The following is an 18,576-nucleotide window of genomic DNA, read 5'->3' on the forward strand; positions in this document are numbered from 1 at the left end:
GAAGAGGAACAACAAATAAATTGTTACTGCACCTAGCTTCCCTAATCCTATCCAGTAACTCATCACTCCTCTGTCATCACTTTTTCTTAAAGATTTCCAAGTACCAATTACCGATTACCAGTTACTTATTACCACAGCAAAAAAGGAGAGTTTTATATGTCAATGGTTCCCCTGCCCGGACTAAAAGAAATGGTCGAAGGTATTAGCAAAGAACGCAATTTACCAAAACACGCCGTCCAAGCAGCCTTGCGAGAAGCCCTGCTCAAAGGATACGAACGCTACCGCCGTACCCAAAAACTCGACCATTTCAGCGAAGAATACTTCGACAACTTTGATGTAGAACTCGACGCAGAACAAGAAGGTTTCCGCGTTTTAGCCAACAAAACTATTGTCGAAGAAGTCATCAATCCCGATCACGAAATCTCACTTACGGAAGTGCAAGAAGTAGCCACGGAAGCTCAGCCTGGGAGCATCGTACTCGTAGACGTAACACCAAATCAAAAAGAATTTGGTCGCATGGCCGCCATCCAGACCAAACAAGTTCTCGCTCAAAAACTGCGCGACCAACAGCGCAAAATGATTCAAGAAGAGTTTAAAGATTTAGAAGAAACCGTTCTTCAAGCAAGAGTGCTCAGGTTTGAGAGGCAGTCGGTAATTTTAGCAGTTACCAGCAGCTTCGGTCAGCCAGAAGTAGATGCCGAACTCCCTAAGCGCGAACAGTTGCCCAACGACAATTACCGGGCCAACGCTACATTCAAGGTTTATCTCAAAAAAGTAGGCGAAGGCTCTACTAGAGGGCCGCAGTTACTTGTTTCTAGAGCCGACGCAGGTTTGGTGGTTTACCTGTTTGCTAACGAAGTACCAGAAATAGAAGACGGGGTGGTGAGGATTGTCGCCGTAGCCAGGGAGGCAAATCCGCCCTCCCGGCACGTCGGCCCCCGGACTAAAATAGCAGTGGATACTCTCGATCGCGACGTAGACCCTGTAGGAGCTTGCATCGGAGCACGGGGATCGCGGATTCAGGTAGTAGTCAACGAATTGCGCGGCGAAAAAATCGACGTGATCCGCTGGTCTCCAGACCCAGCAACTTATATTGCTAACGCTCTGAGTCCCGCTAGAGTAGATGAAGTGCGTTTGGTTGCTCCAGAAGGCAGGAGAGCTCACATTTTGGTCGCTGAAGACCAACTGAGTCTTGCCATTGGCAAAGAAGGTCAGAATGTCCGCCTCGCAGCTCGCCTGACAGGTTGGAAAATCGATATCAAAGATATTGCTAAGTACGATCGCGCCGCCGAAGACAGCAAATTGGCAGCAGAAGCAACTAGGCTCGAAGAACTAGCAGGCGACTACGACGCAGACGAAGCAGGCGACTACGACGGCGACGAGGAAACCGCAGAATTTGAGGAAGAGGAGGCAGCCACCACCGAGGAAACCGAAGCCGCAGTCTAAAAACTGTGACATTTACAAGATTTTCTCTCTTGGGGAGACCAGGAGGACTTGTCCCCTACTCCCCCCTCTCCCCCTACTTCCCCTCTCACAAGAAATGAAACCGAACTACCGGTGCTGTGCAAGTTGTCGAAAAATAGCTCCTAAGGAAGCTTTTTGGCGAGTAGTCAGGCTCTATCCTTCTCATCAGGTACAATTAGATCGTGGCATGGGCCGTTCTGCTTACCTTTGTCGGGAAGCAGAATGCCTCAAAGCAGCTCAGAAAAAAAATCGACTTGGGCGATCGCTCAAAGCGGCTGTGTCTGACGAACTGTACCAAACACTTTGGCAGCGTTTAGCCACATCTGACTGTACATCTTACTCTGGCTCACCCGGACGAAAAACCGACAATAGTTCGGCATCGACTGTATAAACCCTCTTGGCAGCCCTACCAGTAATTACCGGTAGCGCCAGCTATAAAACCCCAATCCGATCTGCCCACCAGTCTGGAAAGATTTGTGTCAGATTAGATAAGGGTAGGGTACTAGCAGAGGTATCCTCAAGGTGGAAAGGCAAACTTTGAAGCTTGAGAGAGTGGGTTTTGCCAAAACTCAGACTTCGGAGTTCCAAGTTCCCAAACAGACTTGAGAATTCTTCAACCGCAGACTTCAGCGAGTTGCATCTTTTAGATAAAATTGCTGAGCGAGTACCAAAACCCCGATTCCTGACACTGAATCAATCACAGCGAATGATGTCGTCATTAGAACAAAAAATCACAATGTAAAAACTGGTTGGCACAAAAGAGGGCAGAGTGGATGAACAACGGCAAAGTAAGAATTTACGAATTATCACGGGAACTAAATTTGGATAATAAAGACATCTTGGCAGTATGCGAGCGGCTCAATATTTCAGTCAAGAGCCACAGCAGCACAATTACAGAATCCGAAGCAGAGCGCATTCGCAAAACGGCGGAAAAATACGTAGCCAGTAGCCACTCTTCCCCCGGCAAGCCAGCTCCACCCGAAAGAGCAGCAGCGCCATCTAGAGAATCTGGCCCTCACCCTAACGACCAACAAAAAAAGCAGCAAATTTTAGAAATACGCAGTCCAAAAGTACGACCGGCTGGTGCAAACTCCCAGCCTGCAGGCAACGAGGAGAACAAAAATCAGCCGGCGGCAACCGTGGCAACTCCTCCCAAGTCGCCTGCAGCTCAACAACTCCAGCCTCCAGCTAAACCGAATATCAATCGACCTGTACTGTCGAAGCCAAATGTCGCAGTCTCGGCGGCTCCGTCAGAAATAGTGTCGGAAACAGTGTCGGAAACAGTCTCGGAAAATGTAGGTGCGATCGCCCCGGAAACAACCGCCCAGGCTCAGGCACCTGCGGCACCTCAACCGCCGTCGGAAAAGGCTCCCGAACGCACCAAGCAACCGCCGATCGCCCCCCCTGCGCCGTCGGCCAAACTCACTTCGCCGCCAGTCAGAGGGGCATCAGAGTCGGCTAGCCGTACCCCACAAAATCTGGGGAACAAGCCGGTACTCAAACTTGCAAAAACCGAGCAAGAGCAATCAGAACAGTCAGAAACTCTGGAAGCGCCGGCTAAACCGAGCCGGCCCAGCAGACCGACACCGGGAGCTCCTACCGAATCTCGCGACGCGCAAAGACCGCGCCGGGAAGGCGCTGGTGGCCCAGTAAAAACTCCACTGGCCGCTCGACCCCAGCCCGGTGGCCCGCGCCGGAGCCTTGCCCCCGCAACGTCAGCTACCGGGCTGCGTAGCCGCGGCGGTGACACCGGAGCCCTAGGGGATGACACGGATGACAATGAAGAAGATAATACGCCGTTGCTGGAGATTCCTCTCCTCGAAAGGCCCTCCCTCCCTCGTCCTGCCAAAAAGACATCGGTCATTTGGGAAGAAGATGATGACGAAAACTCAGATGCTGCAAAAGCTGCTAAGGCTGTTAAGGCAAAACGTTCTCGCCTCAAACCCATAGACGAGGATGACGATGACTTAGAAAACGGCTTGGATATGCCAGCACCGGTCACGGTCAGCCTGTCCCTAGCCCGCCCAGCTAAAGCGAAGTCACAAGCAGCACCCAAGTCAACACCAACTCCGGGCGCACCCGGAAGCAGTGGAAAAAATAAAAGACCGGGCCCTTCTCACGATAAAAGTTCTTCTTCTGGTTCTAGTGGGGGACGCGGCAACCGGGGCAAAACAGCCGAAGCTAAGGTAGAACGTCCAGAAAAGCTGCTGCTGAGCAGGCCGATGACCGTTCAGGAACTAGCAATTACTTTGGCAGTTCCCGAAACCGAAATTATTAAGCGGCTGTTCTCTAAAGGTATTGCGGTCAACATTACCGAAACCTTGGACATTTCAGCGGTGAGAATGGTAGCCGAAGAAATGGGCGTAGAGGTGGAAACCCCAGAAAAAGTAGCCCCAGCTATCAAAGTGATCGAGATGCTGGACGAAGCGGATTTGGAATACCTAGAACGCCGTCCCCCAGTGGTAACGATTATGGGACACGTGGATCACGGCAAAACTACCTTGCTCGACTCGATCCGCAAAACCAAGGTGGCTCAGGGAGAAGCTGGGGGCATTACCCAGCACATCGGTGCTTACCACGTGGATGTGGTACACGAAGGCAAGAGCCAGCAGGTGGTATTTTTGGATACGCCCGGTCACGAAGCCTTTACAGCGATGCGGGCTCGGGGAACACGGGTTACGGACATCGCCATCTTGGTGGTGGCGGCGGACGACGGCGTGCGACCCCAGACAATTGAAGCGATCAGTCACGCGAAAGCGGCGAAAGTGCCAATTGTCGTGGCTATCAATAAAGTTGACAAGGAGGGTGCTCAGCCGGAACGGGTGAAGCAAGAGCTTACTGAGTACGGCTTGGTGGCAGATGACTGGGGCGGCGATATCACGATGGTTCCAGTTAGCGCGATCCGAGGCGAAAACCTGGATACGCTGTTGGAAATGATTCTGACAGTGGCGGAAATGGAAGACCTCAACGCCAACCCGCACCGACCAGCTAAGGGTACTGTGATTGAAGCTCACCTCGACAAGGCAAGGGGGCCTGTGGCAACTCTGCTGGTGCAGAACGGCACTCTGCGAGTGGGCGATATTGTGGTCGCCGGCTCGGCTTTGGGCAAGGTGCGGGCAATGATCGATGACCGGGGCGAACGCGTAGAGCAAGCAACTCCATCCTTCGCGGTGGAAGTGCTAGGGCTGCGGGAAGTTCCTCGCGCCGGAGACGAGTTTGATGTCTTCGCAAACGAAAAAGAAGCTGCGGCGATCGCCTCTGGAAGAGCTACCTCCCGACGAGATTCACGCCTGCTGCAAGGCGGCCGGATCAGCCTCAGCGGCTTCTCTCAACAAGCTAAGGAAGGCGTTCTCAAGGAACTCAACTTGATCTTGAAGGCAGATGTCCAAGGCTCCCTCGAAGCAATTGTCGGCGCTCTGACTCAACTTCCTCAAAAAGAAGTTCAACTCCGACTGCTGCTATCTGCTCCTGGGGAAATTACAGAAACGGATATTGACCTCGCAGCAGCCAGTAATGCTGTAATTATCGGGTTCAATACTACTCTCGCCACCGACGCTCGCCTCGCGGCTGACCAAGCGGGGGTAGACGTGCGGGAATACAGCATCATCTACAACCTCTTGGATGACATTCAAGGGGCGATGGAAGGTCTGCTGGAACCCGAACTGGTCGAAGAACCTTTGGGTCAAGTCGAAGTGCGCGCTGTCTTCGCGATCGGTCGCGGGGCTGTGGCTGGATGTATGGTACTCTCTGGCAAAGTCATCCGTAACTGTAAGGTGCGGGTGCGCCGGGGTAACAATGTCGTTTACGAAGGTGTCCTCGACTCCCTAAAACGGATGAAGGAAGATGCCAAGGAAGTCAATGCTGGCTTTGAATGCGGCATTTCCTTGAGCGGCTTTAGCGACTGGGCGGATGGCGATATTATTGAAGCCTACCGGATGGTTACTAAACGCCGGACTCTCTCTCAATAGTTTTGAGTTATGAGTGTTGAGTGGGAAGAGAATTTTTGAGCGATCGCAACCAAATTGCCGATCGCTCGCAACTCTTCTCTTCACTCAATACTCCCAAACTCATCACTCGCAACTTTTGTTTTTAACTTATAGCAGAAGGAAGAAGGTTTTAGTTATCGAGGAGAGAATGAAGAAGTAATAAAAGCAAAGATGTCCGCAATTAACAACGTCCTCATCGTCTTGGCTGTTGCTAAAAATTCAAAATTTAAAACTCCAATAAAACTTACGCACAGCAATCGAGTTTCCTCCCAAAATGCTTGGTGTTACCGCTAGATATGTAGTCTTCGCACCGGGTTTATTGGTTAAGAGTGCGTCCTACACTATCAAAACTCAAAATTAAAAACTAATAACTCATAATTATTGAAAGTGCGTTCTTTTTGGTCAGATCCTTTTTTGTGGATTCACCTTTCTGGGGTGGCTACACTGCCGATTTTCCTGGGACTGTGCTTGCTGGGACTCGCAGTGGGTTCTCCCCTCCTCCCTGTCTGGTTAGAAATATTTTTAGTGGCTGTAGCAGGTATTGTTCCTGTGCTGTGGATGCAGTGGTTCCGCCCTTTTTACATTTTTAGTATTTTAGTGGTGGCGGTAAAACCGCAGAATTTAACTTCTGTGCAGCAGCGGATTCTGACTCGGTTTAAAACTAAGTTAAATCAAGGACTCGCTCTTTTTGTCGCTGTTTTGCTAGCAGTAATTTTGTGGCAGCTTTACCGATGGGCCCCCCTGGCGGCTTCGGTGGCTCCCTTTCCTCCTTCCTGGCGGTGGGCTGGATTGTTGTTGGCAGCTTCTGCTTTTTTATCTAGCAATTTGTTTTTCCAGGTGTCTGCTAGTGTCATGGCGGTTTTGCTGACGCCGGAATCAGAATTTGCCGCGACAAAGCCTCATGTTTTAGAAAAAATTCGGCAGGATTTTACGATCGCGCCTTGGCAAGTCGATCGACTTTTGCCGGCTTTTGCAGCCGAGACAACTGCCACTGTGGCTGCACCCGTAGAGTCAATTGGGTCAGCATCCGCCATAGGGAATTCGTCAGTCGGCAGTCTTGTCAACCCAAAACCTGCTGAGAGCAACGGCTTTAAATCTCTACCCGAACAGTCGAGCGAAAAAAAGTTAAATTAAAAATTAAGAGGGGGACAATTGTAGTTTAAGCTACTTTAATTTGTACAGATGTATGCTGTGAAAAAAATAGGTAAGGCCCCTCTTCGGATAGAGATTATTAATAGTCTTAATATTTAATTTTTAATCGCAGGTTGTGGATATTTTATATTGGCTATCTGGAGAGAAGAATCTATAATAGAGAGTGTCAAGGTCAGCTTTCAATCCTTACAGGGGATTAAAACAGAGGTATAACAATATGGCGAATTATCTACCGCTCGCGCAAGAACCTCAAGCCGCCGAGCCGATTGAGCTGTGCGAAGATTCTGAAATCTGGGGCAGTCTCAAATCAGCGATCGGCGCAAGTTCAGGATTTCAACGCTGGCAGCTAGAACTCAATTTTGATCGTCAGCAGCAAAATGCCACCATCGATCAGCAGGTTCGTTCCTATCTGCGGGAAACTTTAGAAACTTTGGCTTATTGAGAGCAGCCAAGCCCAATGCTGTAACCGATAGTACCTTCCCATCGCCCCATGTTTAAAACCAACTTGAAACACGGCGTTAATTTCACGATTTTTCAGAACAAAGGGCGTTTTAGAATGAATCATAGATATCCTAGCTCCTTCTATTCAGGAGCTAGGACGTTATCGATACCTACTCAAAAAAATCACCGTGTTCAATCTTAAAAAAATGAGCTGAGTTCCTTGAGGGGGCGACAAGGCCTATCTTACCTTGATAGTAAAAGCATTGAATCCCCTGAACCTCAACAAAGATAGCGGATTCTAGACAGGCTTATTGACTCATAAGATCGTCCAAGATAGGCTTGAACCTGATTCTCTACGATCGCCACTCTCTTTTATTGACTCATGCCCGCAAAGATATTTTAGCTTGACCATTTACTCAAAACCTTGACGCAGCAATGCTTTCAACTTGCTTTTCACCCCGTGAAGTGAGTTCCTCCAAGGATTGAAGTAATATCTGAGCACTACGCCGATGGTGGAATTTAGCAGCAATCTTCTGTCGTGATTTTTGAATCAGGCTCAATGTTAATTCTTTGTCCTTTAGCAATTTTGCTATGGCCTCTGCCATTTTTTCGGGATTTTCCGGCGGGACTAGCATACCGTCAACACCGTTATCTATCAGTTCCGCCATTCCACCCACCTGCGTCACTACTACAGGAGTTTGCATAGCCATTGCTTCCATAACAGCTACAGAAATTCCCTCTTTCAAGCTGGGTAAAACAAAAATATCAGCCTCTTGATAACCTTGGCGATTTCGTTCTTCTGAGACAGAACCAAGCAGCTCAACATAATCAGACATTGATTGCTCTTGAATGAATTTTTCGAGTTCTTTACGGTAGCCATTACCGGATTTTGCATCTTCCCCAGCAATCTGCAAGCGGACATCAAACCCTTGTTGTCGAAGCAACTTAATTGACTCAATCAGGTACTTTTGTCCTTTGGCTATATTGAGACGGCCACAAGTGTAAATTAGGCATTGACTGCCTTCCTGCCAAGGAGTATAGGGAGTTTCACGCTTAATTTCATCGAGATTTACACCGACTGGTGACACCCTCACATCCTTTGGCAAGAAGCCTGCTAGGTCATTTTTAACCGAGTTGAGGAGTTGTTCAGACATTACAGAAGCAAAAGCAGAATATTTCCATTTTTGTTCTTGATTGGGCCCAAAATCTTCTAACTGACCGAGAAGAGCCAGACTATAAGTTATGTCCGAAAGTATGGAGGCAAATAGGGCAATATTAGCAGCATTGCTACAGGAATGAACGTGGACGTGAGACCAGCCCTGGGTTCGGGCAAGCCAAGCTAGCTTAGCCCCCATAACAACCAATAGCAAATAGTAAAGTCTTTGAGAAAAGGATATATTTTTAGTATTAGCAATTACACTGAGACAGCGCCACCAGGCAATCGGGCCAGCTTTGATGAGCTCTATGGGAACATTCACAAAATCTTTGATCTCAAATGGTATCAAATAATCAGTCATACTTTGCGCTTTCTCAGCCCAAGTATGTACAACTTGAGTGGGCGGACGGCGGGTTGATATCATGTGAGGTTCCATACCAAGATCGAGCAGTGCTTGATATTCTCGCCATATCCAAGTATGAGTTTGTCCGGGAAATTCAGGGATAAAGTAGCCAATCTGTTTATTCATTATTGATTATTTTCCTTAGCAACTTGACAAATTGAAATATGCTAAACCATCGGTTATTTGTTCCTGAGCAAAGATGATTTTTAGCTGGCAAAACCCACGCCCAGCCATTTTTTGGGGAGAGGTAGTCGGTGATTTCAATAACTAGCTTTACAAAATCTATGTTCACAGGATTTGGACTCACATTCGGCACCCCAGAGAGTTCATGTCTCAGAACTTTTAATAGCTACAAATATAGTTTTGGGGATACCCAAAAGTCTAGATGTAGGAACAAAAGACTCCAACCCCACTACATTGAAAGGGTGTAGAATTTTAGGTTACTGAATGTGAGCAGTTCTTCAATAGATGGTGACTAGCCGGAGAGGTTTCACATTGTTGTCTAGCTAATAGTCTAGGTGGCTTGGCCGGCTGTCAATTCTAATTGAGTCCGATCTTTGCCGAGCGCCAAACATTTTTTAACAGCAGCAATTACATCTTCCACATCTGCATCTGTTAGTTTGGCCGAAATCGGCAAGCTAATTGTATGCAGTCCGATGTAGCTAGCATTCGGATAGTCTTCCGGCTGCCATCCAAACATTTGTTGATATATAGGATGTTCCGGCATACTCATGTAATGTACGCCGACACCGATATTTTCAGCATTTATAGCGTTGAGAAACTCGTCGCGGCTGATTCCTGCTTTGGCTTCATCTACCAGAATGGTGTAGAGGTGATAAGCATGAATTGTATCCGGTTCGGGGCTCGCGGGCAAAGTAATCGGCAGATCCGCAAATGCTTCGTTGTAGCGCTGCCAAATCTGCTCCCGCCGCTGCCAATAAGGAGCAACTCGTTTCATTTGATGAATGCCGATCGCAGCTTGCAGATCCATCATATTGTATTTAAAACCGACCTCCACCACTTGGTAGTGCTTGTAACCCGAGTCTCCGAAGCGCTTCCAAGCATCTTTGCTCATACCGTGCAGCGCTAAAATTTTGAGCCGGTCGGCGTCTTCTTGACGGCCGGCCAGAATCATTCCTCCTTCGCCCGTCGTAATGTTTTTGGTAACATAAAAGCTGAAGCATCCGAAGTCGCCAAATGTGCCTGCTTTCCGCCCCTTGTACTCTGTTTCGATCGCGTGAGCGCAGTCTTCAATTAACTTCAAGTTGTGACGGCGAGCAATCTCGCAAAGCGCATCCATGTCACAGGGACGGCCTGCAAAATGAACCGGCAAAATTGCTTTTGTTTTTGGAGTTATTTTAGCTTCTACTTGAGCCGGGTCAATATTCATTGTCACCGGATCTACATCCGCCAGTACCGGTGTTGCCCCCGCGTGGATGATCGCATTAACTGTAGCGCAAAAAGTCATCGGAGTAGTAATGACTTCATCCCCCGGTTCTAACGAAGCAGCGAGGATGCTCAAGTGCAGTGCCGCCGTACAGGAATTGACTGAAATCGCGTACTGGGAACCCTTGTAAGCTTTGAAGTCATTTTCAAAACTCATGACTTTAGGGCCTGTACCTAACCAACCTGTTTTCATGGTTGACACCACTTCTTGAATTTCAGCATCTTCGATCGCCGGAGCGCCGAAAACCAAAAAACGGTCTTTTGAACGAATAGGATTGTTGTTCATTTTTCTAGTGTTACCCAGTAAATAGAGTCGAGCGAGTGAAAGTGTAGACCCCTAAAAAGTAAGATTTTATTGGGATTGGAGGTGCTGTTAATTAATCCACTCTCTCACCTTTTTTTAGTCAAGAGTTTTGGGGATGCCTTGCGCAATGGCATTTGTTATAGCACGAGCTTACTAATGACCAGCCGTTTTTCCGCAAGCGCCTGATTCTGACAGCGTTTCTCTATATTAATATAGATAATCTCCCATGTCCACCCGATCGGATTTCATTTTATGGGCGATACACAAGCTCTTGCGTGCATTTTGTGTTTTAAATACTTTACTCAAAAAAAATAAGACTACTTCTGGATAAACTTTTTGTCAACTGTCGAACATCTATCGCGATATAGATTTTACAGCGAAGTTATCTAATTTCAGATTTTAGATTTTAGATTTTAGATTTTAGCATTAGGAATGACTGATTTCCGTCTGGTTTGAAGCTTGCCTGAAGTTAGATTTTGTTTTTAACTCGTATCAAAATTAGGCAAATTTTGCACAAAAAAAAGGTAACTTCCCTGTAATTGATGCAGGTTCAACAATATTCTGCGATCGCTCGCACGAATCCACCCTCCTTGACACCATCTGCTATAGTCTAGGCAGGCGAATCTTGTTTAAAATGTCTTGCAACCGTTCTGAAACGCCGCCCAATTGTTCTGACAAAGCTACAAGTTTGCCGTAAGCTTCAACTAAACGATCGCCCTCAACGTAAACTTCTGGAGTAGGATAATTCTTCATAGCTTCCAGTAGTGTAATCTCGTTATCATTAGTGGCCGATAGCACCAAAGCCTCGCGCAAAGCTTCTCGATTTGCATCCCCAGAGGGAGTGCGAATTACCTGACCCACTTCATCGAGAATTATTTCCCCAACCTTGCTGTTAAGCGTCCGATCCAAAAAGCTTTGACTGACTTTCACCGGTCTCATCAGACTGTTGCGAACCGCTTCCGGGTCTTTTTTTGCCTTTCCCAGCAGCATTTCTAACGCGGGGGACATTTGCCCAGTTACTGCAAAAATTTCTAATTCGCTGACGGGTAAAGTCATTCGGATCGCACTGTATTTGAGCACTACCTTTTCGGCAGCCGCCGCAGCATTGCTGTAAAAGACAATTCCCGCGCCTGCTGCTAAAAATAACGTCCACCGCCCTTTGAAAAATGATCGACCCATAGTAAAATCTCCCAACATCTTTTTCTACTTCGACTTTGACACATCTCATTAGTTACTACACAGACTAAGCTCTTCGGGAAATGCCAAATTATTTGATCGCCCCAGCACTTATACCATTTTAGATTTTAGATTTTAGATTTTAGATTTGCCAATGACTGATGACGATCGTGGTTTCGATCACAAGTCTACAGTTGGATGATTTTTGGGAACTGGTATTACCTATATCGGATGCTAGGCAAAAAACTCGGTTCAGGGCACTTGTACCGGTCTCTCTGTACGCGGTACACACCCTACTGATAACACTCAACCATTCACTTTTGCGACCACGATTCAACCGTCAACAGTCAATACTCAACAGTCAACAGTCAACAGTCAAGAATCACCGACGGTGCAACCGAAATTGATATGATTCTCTCTCCCAAGCTCCCGATCCTAGCAAAATGCCGAACGCCAGCTATTCTATCAGTGAAGGCTGGCGCTGGGCTTAAATTTATTTAATATATTTAGGGTCTTTATGAAAGCTGACCCCAATTGAACGAATTACAAGCGGTTTATGATTAGGGCCTTTAAATTTGCTGACCCCAATTGAAGCCACATTATTATAATTACAGGGATCGCTGGCAAACCAGGATTTCATAATAATTTCTTTATATTTCTAACTTTTCCTTGCCTCAGATAGATTTTTGTCTCCATTTGTAAAGTTTTGTTACTTCGACTTCGGGGATCGGCCCTCGGCGCGCTGCTCCCAGCGAAACAGGAACACCATCAGGGCCACAACTCCGACTTGGAGGGCAAAATTAGGCAAAGCAGAACCAATTTCCCGGCCAGAGGCAATTTTAGCGAGGAAAACCAAGCCGCCGATAAAGCCCGAAGCGCCACAAGCTACGTAAACAAACTGTCGCAGAGGCCGGTAGGGAGTGGCCATTTCTGCGGTTAAACGCTCGTATTGTTGGCGGCTGAGGTTGCGCGGGTTTTTGGGGATGTTTGTGCGATCGTCCGAATTGGGGGCTGGCATAGATTTAGGAAATAGGTAAATTAGGATTGGGCCACAAAAACCCGGTTTCTACCAAAAACCTTCTGGCTTAGGTGGCAACTACTGCCGAAAAACCAGGTTTTTGGTACGGGGTGCGCCAGAGAGAGCGAATATTAGACTACAACAAATATCTCACAACTGCCGAAATAAATCACCGTTGAATCCAAACCACAACTGTCTGCAAACAGCCGACAAAAACACCCAAAATCCCTCCTAAATTTACAATTCCCTGCAACTCGCTTTGGACAATTCCCTGAATAGCTAACTCCAACTCTTCAGGAGAAGTACCTTTTACTCGATCGACAATCACCTGGTCAATATTCAAAATCGGGATAGCCTGAGCTACAATATTTTCTAAATCCCGCTCTAAATAGCGCTCTAAAACCAAAGCCAGTTCTTGGCTGACAATTCCGAGGGAAGCGCTCATCACCGCTGAAGTTTGCAATCGATTGAGAAGCAACCGCGAAATATTTTCCCAATCAATAGATTTGCTCAACCCCTCAAGTACGTCTGTACCGCGCTGTTGAACGTAGCTGCGAACGCTGTCGCGCATAGTTTTTCGCAACTGTCTCACAGTCGAAACCGGTAAATTTTGCATCGACAAATTTTGCAGCCATTCCTGAATTCGCCCGCGAATTCCCAAAGAAATAGTTAACTCTGCTAAGCGCTGATTTGTCGCTTCTCTGTCATCAAGACAAAAAGTCCGCAGCCGAGTTAAAGTATTCCGCAAACCAAACAAATTTGCTACTACCCAATAAGTGCCGCTGGTTTTTTCTCGAAAGCCTTCATCGATGATCGAAATATTGCGATCCGTCAAAAAGTCAATTAAAGCCTGCCGCAGCACTTCCGGTGGTATTACTACCTGCAACAACCACTCAGCAAGCTGAGCCGCCTGAGCTTCCGTTAGCTGAATCTCCAGCAAAACTTGGTCAAAAATTTGATTTAGCTGAACTTCTAAAAAATCTTCCCGGCGCGCCAAAACTTTGAGAATTCGCGGCATAGATTCCCCCAGCAAATCTCGCAGAATGTTTGCGAGAATTTTAGCGGTTTTTTGCTCTGCGTCAGCTTTTACCTGATCCAGCGCCAACTGCAACAGCCAGAGAATTATCGACTGCATCCGCTCGGTTTGCAGGAGGCGGCGCGCCAAGTTTTGCAGTTCCTCCGGCGTCAGCAGGGAACCCATAATTGTGTCGGAAATTCGCTTTGCTAAACGCTCTTGGTTCCGGGGGATCAAACCTGGAGTGAAAGGCAACTGCCGCCCTTTGATGTAAATAGCTCGATAGGGGCGGAACAGCATTTTGATAGCTATATCGTTAGTGAAATAGCCAATAATTCCTCCCACTACAGGTGGGGCCAACAACAGCCAAATTTCAGACGGATTCATAAATGATTAAAAATAGGGTAAGGTGCACAGGGATCGGTGCACCCTATAGTTAGATAGCCGATCTAGACTGCAAGCATTTTTAATTTTAAATTGCTTTGCCCAGTACCAATACTCCCATCATAGCTCCAGCAATGGGGTAGTGGGTGGCGGCGGCAAATCCGGCTTTGTTGGCGATCGCCACTTGCTCCTGGCCGATCGGGAATTTTTCTAAACTAGGATTAATGTAAGCATATTCTTGAGTCATGCCAAATTGCTGAGCAATGGGCACTACGAGACTGTCTAAATAAAACTGCTGAAAGCTCCGCATTAGGGAATTGCTGGGGCGGTGGAGGTCGAGAATAGCTGCTTTGGCACCGGGTTTGAGCACGCGGTGCAATTCCTGAAGACTGCGGGGGATGTCAGTCACGTTACGCAGGCCGTAACCCATTGTGGCGCAGTCGAAGTAATTGTCAGCAAAAGGCAAGTTTAGGGCGTCAGCTTCTACCCAGGAAATGGGACTTATAGGGGTGAGAAAAGGTCGATCGCGCCTCGCAGCCACAGCCAATTGTTCGGCGGAAAAATCTACTCCAAATACGCAACCGGTGGGCCCTGCTTGTTTAGCCAGCAACAAAGCTAGATCCCCGCTACCGCAGCACAAATCTAAACAAGTATTTCCGGGGCCCGCACTGCTCCATTTCACCGCCATTTGCTTCCAAATCCGGTGTTGCCCAAAGCTCAACCAGTCGTTCAATTGGTTGTAAACTGGTGCAATTCGATTAAATATAGTTTTAATTTGTTCGGCGTTATTAGTCATCGGTCATTTGTCATTGGTGATTGATAATTTGTAAAGTCAGCCGGACAAAATAATTAATCCGTGCATTCATGTCATGCTGTCGCCAGTCATTAATGCTTTTTTATTTGTTAGCGAGCGCTGAGCTTTTGTCGGAACTCATTGGTTTGCTATCATTTTAATCTCAAGACTTAGAGGCGACTAAGGACTAAGGACTAATGACTGATGACTCATGACTGATGACTAATGACCCTGAAAACTCGTCAATACCAAAGCAACTTCTTGAGCGGCGAGGTGAACTGTTGTGAGCTCGTCTGGGCGCAGGGAACAAGGCTGCTTCCACTGCATGGAAATCAGGGCGATCGATCGACCTTTGTGAATCACCGGGATGGTCAGGTGAGCTTGAATGCCGGATTTCTGATAGTGCGGCAGACTCGCTAGGTTTGTGTCGAGTCCAATATTCACAGCACCCTGAATAGTTTGAGAGGTAATTGCTTCTCGAACCAGAGGATCATCTGCCAGCCAATTTTCCACAGGTGAACCAGTGGTGTGACAGCCTTGGAGTGGCATTAAAACATTTGCGTCCACCAGTTGTAAAATGCAATAGTCCGCCAAAAAATTATCACTTATAGCAGTAGCAATTGGGTCTAAACTTGCTTCCAAACTCGGATAATCCACAGCCGTTTGCATGATTGTTGCTAACAGTTGTATTTGATTTTGGGCGCGATCCAATTCCTCAGTCCGCTGCTTGAGAATTTCATAAGTCTCGGCAGCCTTTTGCACCACCATTTTCAGTTCGTTCGGGTCCCAAGGCTTGGTGATATACTTGTAAACCTGTCCTGAGTTAATCGCATCCACCAAGTCTTCAATGTCCGTAAAACCAGTCAAGATAATTCTGACCGTATTCGGAAACTGGGGCACGGTTTTGCTCAAAAACTCCGTTCCCTTCATTTCGGGCATCCGCTGGTCGGAAATGATGACGGCGACCTCGCCTTCGATGCCGAGGACTTCCAAGGCGCGAATTCCGCTCTCAGCTTTGAGCACGTTAAAATCTCGTCGGAAAGTGCGGTAGAGTAAATCCAGATTGTCTGGTTCGTCGTCTACTACCAGCATTTTGGGCTTTTTCGGTCTGTGTAGGGTCATGAGCTGGCGTTTAATTTGATCTAGCTCTGAAATGGCATTATCCATAACAATACGATAAACTCCCCTTTGTAAATTTAGGCGAGCAACTATTCTGTAACAATAGTCTCATAACTCACTTACTATTAATCTATCGCTCTGCCGCGACACGAGCCTTGCCGGTATCCAACCACACATAACTTAGCGCTAGTTTTTGATTCAATTATGACTGATACACCGCAAGATTCATCCCCTCCTGCATCTGCATCCTCCACAACTGCTGTGGATGCCGAAAAGTTAATTCGATCGCTCCGCCGAAAAGAAGGCACTTGGGTAGAGTGGGGACAAGCCTGCACTGCACTGCTAAAAGCTGGCTACAACTCTCAAAGGATTTTTGAAGAAACAGGTTTTGAGCCAATTCAGCAAAATCAAGTGAGCGTCGCAGCCCAAGTCTACACCAGCATGGTAAATGCTGGGGCTTCCGAGGAAGTTCGATCGCACTTTTTGGGCAAAGGTAGCGATATCTTATACGAGTTTCGGATTCTCTCTCAAGTAGAGCGGGCCGGGGCGGCTGCTTTGATGCTAACCCACAATTTGGATGTTGACGATGCTCGCCAAGTTGCTAAAGCCATCAAGGAGTTTTCGCACTTCGGGAGTCTCCCCCAAGGGTTCACAGACACTCCCGGCGATGCTATGGCTTACCAATGCTGGCAATTGGCGAGACAGAAAAGCGATTTGCAAGAGCGATCGCGCTTAATTGCTCGCGGTTTAAAATTAGCTAGCAGCCAAACCGCTAGGGCGCAAATCGAGCAGTTGCTCGTCGATTTTACCGTAGTTCCGAGACGGGAAGCGCCCCGCCTGCCCGTCTACAGGCTCGATACCGAGGAACAATTGCCCCGCATTGTCCCGGTTGTGGGCAAATTGCCGCTTTCTACGACAGATTTGCTGGCAGTGCCTTTGCCGGAGGAAATCGAGCCGTTCCGAATGGTAAAATTTTCCGGAGCCGGAGCTTGGGTGGCGATTCCGGGATGGCAGGTAATTTTGAACGCTGAAGATCCGGTGGCTGTTTTGGAAATGAGCGATCGATTGCCGGTACCGCTGCAAGGCAAAGTTGAAGAAGTTTTGATTATTGCCGATCGAGCTCAAAGACAGTGGGATGCTGAGAGTTATTTCCTCGCAGATAACGGGGGCAATTTAGAATTGTACTGGTTTGAACAATCCCCGGATATTCCTATTTTGGGGCGAGTTGTTCTGGTGATGCGTCCCAAAAAGATTGTGGATGAAGACTATACCAAAGATGGATGGCAAATTGATGATTAGTCGGTTGTCAGTTGTTAGTTGTTAGTTGTTGTCAGTTGTTAGTTGTTATCAGCCAACAGTCAACAGCCAACAGTCAACAGTCAACAGTCAACTGACTACTGACTACTGAGGCGGTTTCGGTTCTGGAGTTGTCGGATCAGAATGCTGTTTCTTAAATCGATTAAAGCCGTAAACCGCAGCCGCAATTAACAGAAAATAAGGACTGTAAGCCAACAGCCAAATACCCAAAGCAAACAAACCGAGCGTCAATTCACCCACCGAATGAGTCGCTTTCCCCCAAGTTTCCTGCACCCGCAAACCTAGAGAAGGTTCGGGAGTTTGTTGAGCCGATACTGCTGCTTCTAGAGTTAAGCTAATAGTCGAATAGGCTACTTGATTTCGCAAACTTTTTAACTGAGCGTCAATGCGTTCGATCGACTCCCGAATATTGCTCAACTCTTGAGAAACTTTGAGAACATCGCCGACAGATCCCGATCGCTGCATAATTTTTAACACCATTTCTTCCGATTTGCGGAGGTTCCGCAGTCTAGCCTCGCTGTCAACTAATTGATTGGTAACATCCTCAGCCGTCAGAGAACGGTTCTCTACAGTTCCGAGTTTTGCCAAAGCCTCTAAAGTAGTTTCTAACCGTTCTTGAGGCACCCGAATCTCCACAGACGCGGTTTGGCGGACACTCGAATCCGGGGGCTTTTGATTTTGGAAACCCAAGATATCGCCTTGCTGTTTTTCGACAATATTAGTAACAGATTTAGTGCTGGCGTCAATAGATTTGACAACTACACTGAGTTGGGCTTTTTTAATCAGTTGGGGACGGGTTGCGGGAGTTTCTGCTGCTTTTTTTGGTACAGCAGCAGTTTGTGACCCTCCGGCTGCTCGCTGGGCTGCGGGTGGGGGTGGTGGAGCAGGTGCGGCAACTTGGTTTTCAGGGCTGCTGGATGAACCTGCGCCACCTGGAGCGCTGCTGGACGTTTGAGCTCCTCCGCAGCTAGGTAAAGCAATGGCTGAAGATAAAGTTAAGAATACTGCCACAGCAAAACGAGTTGTGCTGTTGTTGGCTGGGTTTGGGTTTGGCTTGGGCGGGGGGGAATTGATTTTGAGGTGAGTTTTCATTTGGGTGACTCCTCTAAAAAAGGCTTGGGTATTGAATTTTAGGCTGGTTTCAATTTAAGCTTCAATAGATAGTGTTAGTTTAGCCGATACCAAAATGGAAACGGTAGAGGTTGAATACTTGGGGATTTTTAACCGCAGATAAACGCAGATGAACGCAGATGAAAGCCAATAAATATCGGTGTGATGACCGAAAACAATTGGGTCACAAGTCCCCGGATTCATCCGTGGAGCGAGAAAAAAGCTCCTCGCTCCCAATGGCCAGCCCCCGGATTTCTCAGCGAGGTCGCTTTATTCAATTCTTTAATCTAAA

Annotated in this window: 14 protein-coding genes; 6 read left to right on the forward strand and 8 right to left on the reverse strand. The window is 47.5% G+C overall.

The features are described from left to right. Positions 1-156 precede the first annotated feature (156 nt). The 5 genes from nusA to QUB25_RS22855 all read left to right on the forward strand — a co-directional run bounded on the left by nusA (position 157) and on the right by QUB25_RS22855 (position 7,044). On the forward strand, positions 157-1,446 hold the full coding sequence (nusA, locus tag QUB25_RS22835) for a transcription termination factor NusA (protein ID WP_333060929.1): 1,290 nt from the start codon (positions 157-159) through the stop codon (positions 1,444-1,446). A gap of 94 nt (positions 1,447-1,540) precedes the next feature. Then, the gene (locus QUB25_RS22840) at positions 1,541-1,855 is read left to right on the forward strand and encodes a YlxR family protein (RefSeq protein WP_333060930.1); all 315 of its coding nucleotides are present in this window, start codon (positions 1,541-1,543) and stop codon (positions 1,853-1,855) included. 382 nt (positions 1,856-2,237) lie between these two features. Then, the gene (gene infB, locus QUB25_RS22845; RefSeq protein WP_333040949.1) at positions 2,238-5,432 is read left to right on the forward strand and encodes a translation initiation factor IF-2; all 3,195 of its coding nucleotides are present in this window, start codon (positions 2,238-2,240) and stop codon (positions 5,430-5,432) included. A 432-nt stretch (positions 5,433-5,864) separates the two neighbouring features. Further along, positions 5,865-6,584, forward strand: a complete 720-nt coding sequence (locus QUB25_RS22850; RefSeq protein WP_333186397.1) for a low-complexity tail membrane protein — start codon at positions 5,865-5,867, stop codon at positions 6,582-6,584. A 235-nt stretch (positions 6,585-6,819) separates the two neighbouring features. Then, positions 6,820-7,044: a hypothetical protein gene (locus QUB25_RS22855; RefSeq protein ID WP_333060937.1), complete on the forward strand. Its 225-nt coding sequence runs from the start codon at positions 6,820-6,822 to the stop codon at positions 7,042-7,044. 415 nt (positions 7,045-7,459) lie between these two features. Here the strand turns inward: QUB25_RS22855 and epsE are convergent, their stop codons facing one another. The 7 genes from epsE to QUB25_RS22890 form a co-directional block, all read right to left on the reverse strand. After that, the gene (gene epsE / locus QUB25_RS22860) at positions 7,460-8,728 is read right to left on the reverse strand and encodes an exopolysaccharide biosynthesis GT4 family glycosyltransferase EpsE (protein ID WP_333186400.1); all 1,269 of its coding nucleotides are present in this window, start codon (positions 8,726-8,728) and stop codon (positions 7,460-7,462) included. Between the two features lie 388 nt (positions 8,729-9,116). After that, entirely contained in the window at positions 9,117-10,334 is a 1,218-nt protein-coding gene (locus tag QUB25_RS22865; RefSeq protein ID WP_333186403.1) for a DegT/DnrJ/EryC1/StrS family aminotransferase, read from the reverse strand. Between the two features lie 621 nt (positions 10,335-10,955). Then, entirely contained in the window at positions 10,956-11,531 is a 576-nt protein-coding gene (locus QUB25_RS22870; protein WP_333186406.1) for an alpha/beta hydrolase, read from the reverse strand. A gap of 706 nt (positions 11,532-12,237) precedes the next feature. After that, the gene (locus tag QUB25_RS22875; protein ID WP_333057719.1) at positions 12,238-12,546 is read right to left on the reverse strand and encodes a DUF3493 domain-containing protein; all 309 of its coding nucleotides are present in this window, start codon (positions 12,544-12,546) and stop codon (positions 12,238-12,240) included. A gap of 169 nt (positions 12,547-12,715) precedes the next feature. Further along, positions 12,716-13,948: a DUF445 family protein gene (locus QUB25_RS22880; RefSeq protein ID WP_333186408.1), complete on the reverse strand. Its 1,233-nt coding sequence runs from the start codon at positions 13,946-13,948 to the stop codon at positions 12,716-12,718. A gap of 85 nt (positions 13,949-14,033) precedes the next feature. Beyond that, positions 14,034-14,741: a bifunctional demethylmenaquinone methyltransferase/2-methoxy-6-polyprenyl-1,4-benzoquinol methylase UbiE gene (gene ubiE / locus QUB25_RS22885; protein ID WP_333186411.1), complete on the reverse strand. Its 708-nt coding sequence runs from the start codon at positions 14,739-14,741 to the stop codon at positions 14,034-14,036. Positions 14,742-14,960: 219 nt separating this feature from the next. Further along, the gene (locus tag QUB25_RS22890) at positions 14,961-15,905 is read right to left on the reverse strand and encodes a response regulator (protein ID WP_333186413.1); all 945 of its coding nucleotides are present in this window, start codon (positions 15,903-15,905) and stop codon (positions 14,961-14,963) included. Between the two features lie 156 nt (positions 15,906-16,061). Between QUB25_RS22890 and QUB25_RS22895 the strand changes: the two genes are divergently transcribed. Beyond that, entirely contained in the window at positions 16,062-17,156 is a 1,095-nt protein-coding gene (locus QUB25_RS22895) for a RuBisCO accumulation factor 1 (protein ID WP_333060946.1), read from the forward strand. Positions 17,157-17,258: 102 nt separating this feature from the next. Here the strand turns inward: QUB25_RS22895 and QUB25_RS22900 are convergent, their stop codons facing one another. After that, positions 17,259-18,266: a DUF4349 domain-containing protein gene (locus QUB25_RS22900; RefSeq protein WP_333186417.1), complete on the reverse strand. Its 1,008-nt coding sequence runs from the start codon at positions 18,264-18,266 to the stop codon at positions 17,259-17,261. Positions 18,267-18,576: the final 310 nt, after the last annotated feature.

The sequence above is a fragment of the Microcoleus sp. B3-D7 genome, from assembly GCF_036705305.1.
Taxonomy (GTDB): domain Bacteria; phylum Cyanobacteriota; class Cyanobacteriia; order Cyanobacteriales; family Microcoleaceae; genus Microcoleus.

What these genes read in the sequence shown, in the direction of transcription:
- epsE (WP_333186400.1), bottom strand. Translation starts at nt 8,728, where the DNA reads ATGAATAAACAGATTGGCTACTTTATCCCTGAATTTCCCGGACAAACT.
- QUB25_RS22880 (WP_333186408.1), bottom strand. Translation starts at nt 13,948, where the DNA reads ATGAATCCGTCTGAAATTTGGCTGTTGTTGGCCCCACCTGTAGTGGGA.
- QUB25_RS22855 (WP_333060937.1), top strand. Translation starts at nt 6,820, where the DNA reads ATGGCGAATTATCTACCGCTCGCGCAAGAACCTCAAGCCGCCGAGCCG.
- QUB25_RS22900 (WP_333186417.1), bottom strand. Translation starts at nt 18,266, where the DNA reads ATGAAAACTCACCTCAAAATCAATTCCCCCCCGCCCAAGCCAAACCCA.
- ubiE (WP_333186411.1), bottom strand. Translation starts at nt 14,741, where the DNA reads ATGACTAATAACGCCGAACAAATTAAAACTATATTTAATCGAATTGCA.
- QUB25_RS22870 (WP_333186406.1), bottom strand. Translation starts at nt 11,531, where the DNA reads ATGGGTCGATCATTTTTCAAAGGGCGGTGGACGTTATTTTTAGCAGCA.
- QUB25_RS22840 (WP_333060930.1), top strand. Translation starts at nt 1,541, where the DNA reads ATGAAACCGAACTACCGGTGCTGTGCAAGTTGTCGAAAAATAGCTCCT.
- QUB25_RS22865 (WP_333186403.1), bottom strand. Translation starts at nt 10,334, where the DNA reads ATGAACAACAATCCTATTCGTTCAAAAGACCGTTTTTTGGTTTTCGGC.
- QUB25_RS22890 (WP_333186413.1), bottom strand. Translation starts at nt 15,905, where the DNA reads ATGGATAATGCCATTTCAGAGCTAGATCAAATTAAACGCCAGCTCATG.
- QUB25_RS22895 (WP_333060946.1), top strand. Translation starts at nt 16,062, where the DNA reads ATGACTGATACACCGCAAGATTCATCCCCTCCTGCATCTGCATCCTCC.
- infB (WP_333040949.1), top strand. Translation starts at nt 2,238, where the DNA reads ATGAACAACGGCAAAGTAAGAATTTACGAATTATCACGGGAACTAAAT.
- QUB25_RS22875 (WP_333057719.1), bottom strand. Translation starts at nt 12,546, where the DNA reads ATGCCAGCCCCCAATTCGGACGATCGCACAAACATCCCCAAAAACCCG.
- nusA (WP_333060929.1), top strand. Translation starts at nt 157, where the DNA reads ATGTCAATGGTTCCCCTGCCCGGACTAAAAGAAATGGTCGAAGGTATT.